This is a genomic window from Candidatus Methylomirabilota bacterium (genome assembly GCA_027293415.1).
In the GTDB taxonomy this organism is placed as follows: Bacteria; Methylomirabilota; Methylomirabilia; order Methylomirabilales; family CSP1-5; genus CSP1-5.
Window position 1 is genome coordinate 1 of sequence record JAPUFX010000167.1, and the last position, 7,592, is coordinate 7,592.

11 protein-coding genes are annotated in these 7,592 nt (G+C 59.1%); 6 read left to right on the top strand and 5 right to left on the bottom strand.

Going from position 1 to position 7,592, the window contains the following annotated elements; translation table 11 throughout:
- On the top strand, positions 1 to 273 hold a 273-nt coding region (locus O6929_11675; GenBank protein MCZ6481046.1), incomplete at its 5' end, for a hypothetical protein.
- A gap of 493 nt (positions 274 to 766) precedes the next feature.
- Here the strand turns inward: O6929_11675 and O6929_11680 are convergent.
- Positions 767 to 1,087 (bottom strand): nuclear transport factor 2 family protein, encoded by a 321-nt coding sequence (locus O6929_11680; protein MCZ6481047.1) that lies wholly within the window; start codon positions 1,085 to 1,087, stop codon positions 767 to 769.
- A gap of 153 nt (positions 1,088 to 1,240) precedes the next feature.
- Here O6929_11680 and O6929_11685 point away from each other — a divergent pair, with 153 nt between their 5' ends.
- Together O6929_11685 and O6929_11690 are read left to right on the top strand one after the other, a co-directional pair.
- Complete coding sequence (locus tag O6929_11685; GenBank protein ID MCZ6481048.1) at positions 1,241 to 1,711, top strand: hypothetical protein; 471 nt, start codon at positions 1,241 to 1,243, stop codon at positions 1,709 to 1,711.
- Positions 1,712 to 1,721: 10 nt separating this feature from the next.
- Positions 1,722 to 2,462 carry a hypothetical protein gene (locus tag O6929_11690; GenBank protein MCZ6481049.1) on the top strand — a complete coding sequence of 247 codons (741 nt, stop codon included), beginning with the start codon at positions 1,722 to 1,724 and terminating at the stop codon, positions 2,460 to 2,462.
- A 6-nt stretch (positions 2,463 to 2,468) separates the two neighbouring features.
- Here the strand turns inward: O6929_11690 and O6929_11695 are convergent, their stop codons facing one another.
- A complete protein-coding gene (locus tag O6929_11695; GenBank protein MCZ6481050.1) occupies positions 2,469 to 2,711 on the bottom strand; it encodes a hypothetical protein in 243 nt (80 codons plus the stop codon).
- Positions 2,712 to 2,864: 153 nt separating this feature from the next.
- Between O6929_11695 and O6929_11700 the strand changes: the two genes are divergently transcribed.
- From O6929_11700 to speB, 3 genes are all read left to right on the top strand, one after another.
- On the top strand, positions 2,865 to 3,323 hold the full coding sequence (locus O6929_11700) for an arginine decarboxylase, pyruvoyl-dependent (protein MCZ6481051.1): 459 nt from the start codon (positions 2,865 to 2,867) through the stop codon (positions 3,321 to 3,323).
- A 101-nt stretch (positions 3,324 to 3,424) separates the two neighbouring features.
- Entirely contained in the window at positions 3,425 to 4,261 is an 837-nt protein-coding gene (speE, locus tag O6929_11705) for a polyamine aminopropyltransferase (protein MCZ6481052.1), read from the top strand.
- Positions 4,258 to 5,079 carry an agmatinase gene (speB, locus tag O6929_11710; GenBank protein ID MCZ6481053.1) on the top strand — a complete coding sequence of 274 codons (822 nt, stop codon included), beginning with the start codon at positions 4,258 to 4,260 and terminating at the stop codon, positions 5,077 to 5,079. Before speE ends, speB begins: the two co-directional genes overlap by 4 nt.
- A 62-nt stretch (positions 5,080 to 5,141) precedes the next feature.
- Here speB and O6929_11715 read toward each other — a convergent pair whose 3' ends face one another.
- The 3 genes from O6929_11715 to O6929_11725 form a co-directional block, all read right to left on the bottom strand.
- Positions 5,142 to 5,561, bottom strand: coding sequence for a secondary thiamine-phosphate synthase enzyme YjbQ (locus O6929_11715; protein MCZ6481054.1), 420 nt, complete (start codon positions 5,559 to 5,561; stop codon positions 5,142 to 5,144).
- Entirely contained in the window at positions 5,558 to 6,154 is a 597-nt protein-coding gene (locus tag O6929_11720; protein MCZ6481055.1) for an FG-GAP repeat protein, read from the bottom strand. The genes O6929_11715 and O6929_11720 overlap by 4 nt, the downstream gene beginning before the upstream one ends.
- A gap of 471 nt (positions 6,155 to 6,625) precedes the next feature.
- The coding region (locus tag O6929_11725) for a hypothetical protein (GenBank protein ID MCZ6481056.1) at positions 6,626 to 7,592 on the bottom strand (967 nt) is incomplete at its 5' end.

Genomic DNA, 7,592 nt, shown 5'->3' on the forward strand with positions numbered 1-7,592 from the left:
ATGGCTCATCAGATCGCAGATCTCAAAAGAAGGGAGGTGAAAATGATGCAAGGCAAACCATCGGTCTTGTTGGCAGCCCTGATCTTTGCTGTGGGGCTGGTGATTACGGCAGCGACACCGGCCACGGCCGCAAAGGGAAAGGGTTGGTCTTCCAAGGTGCTGGCCGAGTTTCCTTCCGATGTGCCCGGGATAGAAAAAATAGTACTCGTGGAACTGAGGGTGGAACCTGGAGCCAAGAGGGAGAACTTCGCCCCGGAGGCCACGGTCCTCTGAAGTTCCCTCCAGGGTGAGCTCACGGTCGTGAGCGGCGGAAAAACTCAGGTCTATGGCCCGGGCAGCAAGTGGGTAGTACCGGCAGGCGTTAAGCGGAGTTTTTACAACAATGGGAGTGAGGTCCATATCCAGCACATATGGAGGCTCATCCCTTCCAAGTAACAACACATTGGGGGAGCCGTACGGGGCGGCTGCTAGGCGGCCGCCCCGGCTCACCTCGTTGAAATTCCCAGTAACAAGATAAAAGGGCTTATGATTAGGAGGCATCGCAGCTGCGAGTTGGTGGTCGCCGCAGCGGCGGTTGTCCTTAAGCCTGATCTTGCCGTCTAAACGCACACGGGCGTCGGGGCAACTCGGCGCTCGTGGTGTTTTTTGTGGACGCCTGCCCTCATGCGGCGCGAAAAAATTTCCGGGCACCACCCATACACGCGCGCAACTGAGGTCGGGTCGGGGTGGACTCCCCCCCTGGTTGCGCGGGGGTTGCGGATTCACGTCACGATTTGCACACTTTTGCGTTATCCTGCATCCCTAAGTGTGCTAACTGCTTGTATTGTCTAACCTCCTTCCTCATCTCATAGATGACGCACGCCTCGTCGGCGACCCGGTTCGTCACAACGTAGGTAACGTCCGGAAACGCCTGCCACAGCTCCTCATAGTACTGGGCAACCTCCTCCTTACCCCGCACGCTCCGCTTCAGGAGGTTCTCCTCATAGACGCACTCCTCGGCTAATGTGCCGAGGAGCCGGTCGAGCTCCCTTTTACTTTCCGCCTCTAAATGCTCCTCTGCTGTCTTGATGTTTTCAGCAATTGACATCGCTCCCTCCTTCTGGAATTCGTTCGGCCGCATCTCGAGATCTCGGTCGCGGGTGACGAGAAGGGCTCATCGCATGGATGGTTTCTCGGGCTGGATCTTTGGAGTATAATGGCTCGTCAAGATGAGCGGAAGTCAATCGTGTGAGGGGAGACGATGAACGGCGAGAGGGATCGCCTGCGGCAGTGGCTTCAGAAAAAAATTGAGGCAGGCAAAACTGCGAGAGAGGGGCCGCAGTTCATTGCCCTCGAAGAGGTAGCAAGGCGTCTGCAGCTAGATGTCGAGTACCTGAGTCAGCTCCATCGGGAAAGTGCCCTGTTCCATCTGGTGACGATGCCAGATGGGCGGCGCCACGTTCGGGAGGAAGAGATCTTGACCCTCCTGCGGCGGGGTGCGACGCGTCCGGGTCTTCCCCATACGCTCGATCAGTGTTTCCATCGCCCGGAGGACCTGGCCGCGGAAATCGGGATTCCCCTCGAGGAGTTCCTGGATCTCCTGCGCCGGGGCGAGGTCGGCGCGGTTCGGGTGGAATCGTTCCTCCGAGTGCCGGAAGAGGAGATACATCGCCTCCTTCGTGAGATGGAACGGCCTGACCTGTCTGGGAAGTTTGGGAGGACCGATCAATGAGGGATCGACCGTGAAGGGCCGGCTGCACAAGTCGAGAGGAAGCATGGGGAGATTCGGCGCCGTTCCCTTCGGATTGAAGGCCTGGCTCCTCGGGCTTTTCATCCTGTCCTTGGTCAAGCCGGTTCGGGCAGAGGATGTCAAGGGGCGGGTAGAGTTTCTGGGGCCAACGCTGGATGAGCAATGGGTTTCGGTCCAGAAAAACCGAGAGGTCTGTGGCGCGTGGAGACCGCTAGAGCGGCTTCTCCTTTCCCCGGAGAGGGGGGTGGCTAATGTGTTGGTGGAAATCGAGGGAGTGCAGGAGAAAGATCGGGTCCGTACGCCGGGGATCGCCGTGCTGGATAACCGGGACTGCCGGTTCATGCCAAGGGTCCAGGTTGCTCCCGTCGGCGCTCTGTTGGAGATCCGAAACAGCGACGCTGTCCTCCATACGGCTCATGCCCTCCGTAAACGAGACGAAACCCTCTTTCACGTAGCTCTTCCAAATTTTCGAGAAGAGGTACGGGTCATGCTCGACACTCCAGGGCTTCTTCGAGTTATCTGTGATGTGGGCCATGTTTGGATGAGGGCCTTCATCTTCGTCACCGACAACTCGTTTGCAGCTGTGACTGACTCGCAGGGTCGCTTCGCCCTGACAGGTGTCACTCCTGGGACCTATCGCCTCCGTGTCTGGCATGAACTCTTGGGAACCATGTCCAGGTCTGTGACGGTCCCGGAGGGAGGGACGGCAGTTGTCGTGGTGCAATATCCCTGACGAGGATTACTCCTCTTTGTTCAGCCGGTCCAGAAGGGGTGGGCCACTTTCCTCTTTCTCTTCCTTGGGGGGATAAGCTCGACGGAAACTCGTGGCGAGCAACCAGACGAGGATGCCGATCACGTTTGCCCCGAAAAAGAGGCCGAGGGCGACCGTCCCCTGGCCGTGGATGAAGAAAAGAAAGGCCAGGGCGAAAAGGGCAAGCATTACGGTGCCACCCCAGACCCAGATCGCACTGTGTAAGGTCACGGTGCCTCCGATCTTATCACAATCGCACCATTGTACGTTTCCGGGCCTCTTGGATGCAAGCGCTACCGGAAATTCCGCTTGCGGGACGTGGCCATTCCTGTTATACATCCCCCATTTGTCGTGCGGCTTGCGGTCGAGGCGGGGGAGGGAACGATGCTGATCACGCCGGTGAGCTACACGTTGGCGGTTGGGGCGGCTGCCGGCCCCACACCGATGAATGCCTTTGATAATGCCCTACTGGCCGCGGGGATCGGCAACGTGAACCTGTTGAAGGTGAGTAGCGTTTTGCCTCCGGGTGCCAAGTTTGTAGAGGCCCTCGAGATTGCTCCAGGCTCGCTTGTGCCGACAGCCTATTGCACTTGGACCTCGGAGGTTCCCGGCGAGCACATTGCGGCGGCGGTCGGGGTCGGCCTCTCGCGGGACAGCTTCGGGGTCATCATGGAATTTGCGGGCACGGGCAGGCGCGAGCAGGCTGAGGCCGAGGTTTCCAGGATGCTGGAGGAGGCGTTCCAGCAGCGTCAGATGAAGCTTCACGAGGTCAGGACTCGGGGAGTAGACTATCAGGTGAGAACCCTCGGGTCGGTGGTGGCCGCCGCTGTCCTTTGGTACTAGAGTTCCGGTTCACGGTTCACGGTAGAATTCCGACTCTGAGTCTGTGAACGGTGAACTATGAACTGTGAACAAGCCCGAAGGGCTGGACATTGGACAGAACTATGGAATTCTGGTTTACAGAGAGGCAAACCGAACACCTCGGGATTACGCTTCGAGTGCGGGAGAGCCTCTTGGTAGAGCAAACTTCCTTCCAGCATCTGGCCGTTCTGGACACTTACCAGTACGGGCGGATGTTGGTCCTCGATGGGGCGATCCAGACCACCGAAGCGGATGAGTTCGTCTATCATGAGATGATCACTCATGTCCCGATGACCGTCCATCCGAAGCCCCAGGAGGTTCTGGTCATCGGAGGCGGCGATGGCGGAACGGTCCGGGAGATTCTGAAACATCCAGACCTTAAACACGTACGTCTCGTAGAGGTTGACGACCGGGTGGTGGCTGCCGCCCGCCGGTTCCTGCCGACTCTGAGCCAGGCCCTGGATGATCCCCGGGTGGAAGTCATGATCACAGACGGGGCAGAGCATGTCCGGGCGATGCGTGGGGTGTATGATGTGATCATCGTCGATTCGACCGACCCAGTCGGTCCGGCGGTGAAGCTGTTTCAGCAGGACTTTTACCAGGCGGTGCACGATGCCTTAACCGCAGAAGGAGTTTTCGTTACCCAATCCAAATCCCCCTACCTCGATCGGGAACTGATTCGGGAGGTCCTCGGAATCGTTCGTTCCCTCTTCCCTGTGGCCCTCCCCTACACTGCAGCGGTTCCAACCTACCCCAGTGGACTGTGGAGCTTTGTGCTCGGCTCAAAGGTGAATCATCCGATCAAGTTCGATGAGGGCCGGGCGGAGAAACTCAAGACCCGCTTTTACTCCCCCGAGGTCCACCGCGCTGCCTTTGTCCTCCCCCGTGAAATCCGGGGTGATCTGCTTCCGACGGAATGATGCGACCAAAGAGCCCTGAGGTCGTCATCTTCGGTGCCCCCTTAGATCTGACATCCTCTTATCGCCGTGGGACCCGATTTGGCCCCCAGCAGATCCGAGTAGCTGGGGAAGGGCTCGAAGACTATAGCTTGGACTTGGATAGAGATGTTCGCCGCGTCAAAGTGATTGATCACGGAGACCTTGAACTGCATCCGAAAAATCTTGAGGCAAATCTGGCGAGGATTGAAAAGGAGGCGGCAACAGCCCTAGAGAACGGCATGCCCTTTGTTGCCCTGGGTGGGGAACACCTGATCACCCTTCCCTTGGTCAAGGCTGCCCTCGTGAAGCATCCAGATCTCGTTCTCCTGCAATTGGATGCCCACACGGACCTGGCGGAAAGCTGTGAAGGCGAGCCACTCACCCACGCCACTGTCATGCGGCGGGTTGCGGAGCTCTTGGAGTCAGGATGTGTAGTGCAGATGGGAATCCGTTCCGCCACCGCCGAGGAGGTGGCCTTTGCCCGCGGTCGGACCCACCTTTTCCCGGGTCCGCCTGTGGACGTGACCCAAGTACTGAAGATGCTCACGGGCAAGCCGGTCTATCTCACGATTGACATCGATGTGGTGGACCCTGCCTTTGCGCCAGGAGTAAGCACCCCGGAACCTGGGGGATGGAGCAGTGCTGAGCTGTTTCAGGTGCTCAGGCAGATGGGCGACCTCGAGGTAGTGGCCATGGACCTGGTCGAGGTCTGTCCCCCCTCCGATCCTGCCGGGATTACGTCCACCTTGGCCGCTAAAGTCCTCCGCGAATCCCTCCTCACCTTCTTCTATCCCTCCTGATTCTCCCCTCGCTCCTCCCCGCGTTGCCCGCTGGGAATGACCAGGGGCGACCGATGGTGAGTCTAGGACTCGCCGGTCAGCTGAAAGATCACCCTCCTGCGTCGGGGCCGCGTGTCAAAGTCGACGAGGACGAGTTGCTGCCAGGTGCCGAGTAGTGGTTTGCTGTCCCGAAAGGGGATCGGAAGTGCGGGCTTCAAGAGGGCGGCCCGGAGGTGGCTGGCGCCGTTGTCATCGCCCCAGGTGGCGTGATGGTGATAATTCCGGCGCTCCGGGATGATTGCGTCGAAGAACTCACGGAGGTCCCGAACCACGCCCGGCTCGAACTCCACCGTGGTGACTCCCGCGGTTGAGCCTGGGACGAAGACCAACACTTGCCCTTCACGGAGGCCGCTCTTTTGGATCGCCTCGCTCATGAAAGCGGTCAGATCGTGAACATCGCAGTGGCCTTTCGTCGGAACCGTGATCTCGACCGTGCGAATCATGTGCGTGCCCTCCTGTACACGACCCACTTCCTCCGGGCCAGCCAGAGCCCGAGGCCTAGGGCCACTATTGGGATTCCCAGGCCCAGACTGGGAGACCAAAGGACCAGGGCCGCCCACCCGATGATCGGAACGAGCCCCGCCCGAACGATGGTGCGAAGGATTTTCGAGCCAGCAATCAGCTCCGCCAGCGGGGGACTCAGCGCGTAGTAGAGCTTAACAAATGCTCGCCCCGTTGCAAACGGAAGTAGGTATCGGTCCCTAAGCTCCCGGAGGAGCTGCACCTGGGGGGCCAGGGGTGAGCCATAGGCCGCTGTGGCGATGAAGCAGTTGTCATCTTCGACTCCAACTCCACTGCCACCCCCTCCTCCGACGGGGGGCAAGCCCATATTGAGCACATTAAGAAAGACCGAGACGTTGTTGGAGGTCCCGTTCGCGGTGATGAGGTCGAACTTCCCATCCCCATTAAGGTCGCCGATGGCGACGGATTTGGGGCCGATCGCGGCCTGAAAAGGAGAAGTGGTTGGCACCTCAAACGCCACCTGCGCCTGTGCCTGTGAAGCCAGCTCGAGTGCCAGCGGGAGTGCCAGGAACAAGGTAATTCGACGGGGTTGTGAAATTCCCAGATCCCGGCGACCTCGACGGTCTTGGAAACGACGAACTCTCAGTATCCGTTTGGCCTTCCCGGTCACGGGTTCCGGAGTGATACGCCTGAGGTAGCGGTGGACAAACGGGTAACGATCATCCGGGCTTTATGCTGATCCTAAAGCCCGGGGCAATGAACTTTATTTAAGATGTAAGAGCTAGGAACGGGGGAGTCAGACTTGGGCGTCCAAGAGATCTTGGCCAGGCCTTCTTCCGTGCTACCTGGATGTTCGTCTACAGGGACGAACGGTCGCCCATCTCAAGGTCTGACCGATGTGCGGCCTCATTCGGTGAGGAATCCCCTTCACGTAGCAGTGCAAAGTAGCGTTTTCGACTCATCCCTGTCAACCGAAAAGCTCTCTGGCGGAAGACTTCGATGGAATCCCTTGTCGTTGAGGATTTTTTAAGCTCAGAGATGGGGGCTAGCGAATGCGGTACGTCAAGGTTCGCAACGTGTTGTTGCGTTCGATAACCACTTTGACCTCGGAGACGGTGGAGTCAGACTTGAGTGTCCGATAGATTCTAAATAGGCCGCCTGCCGAGTTGACTGGTTGCTCGTTTACAGAAATGATCACGTCGCCTACCTCAAGGCCCGTCCGCTGAGCCATCTTTGCGTATCCGATCTTGAAGCCTCGGCGGTCCAGGGTGCCCGATCCCAGCGAGTTGTGTAACTTCAGACCGACGCCATCCTTCATGGTAACGGTTGGGCTCGCCGAGCGGAGGGTTTCGGTGAGAAGCGGTGCCACGTGATTGCCGAGCTGCTTGACGCTCTGCCCAGGCACTTCCCAGGTGTCCGGCGCTACCTCGACAAATGGAATGGTATTCACCATCTCTGCGAGGGTAGCCGTCCGGCTTTCGCCCGGGATTGCGTCCCGCTGAAGGATTGCACGCCGGCCCAGGATGTCGACGACAGAATAGTTTCTGTCGAGGGTGCCCGCTGCCGCCACCCGAATCTGAAAGCGCAACGTATCGATCAAGACGCTTCGAACGAAAACCAGACCGTGTGGGCCTGGCAGCCTCGCCCCCTGAGGTATTTCAACGGCTTGCCCGCTCGCCAGGGTGATTACGAGGGCGCGATCGTGCACCGCCACGACCTTGCCCACCGGTAAGGGCTGCTCCCCCGCAAAAATGGCCTCGCCATCCTTGTAGAGGCCCAGGTGCGCTGATTTCGGGTCGCGAATGAGCCCAAACCTCGTTGCCTGAGGCAGGACAACGTTTCCCACCAACTCGACGCGACTCCGTGCCTGCACCTGCTCTCCTTGGGCAGCCTCGAGAAAAACCGCTGCGGACAAGACGAAAAGGATGCAGCCCCAGAGGGCAAGCCGTCGCCAGAGCGCTGCGCGGCGCGATCGTGTTCCATCTTTGACCTGGTGTCCCGAGTTATCAGGC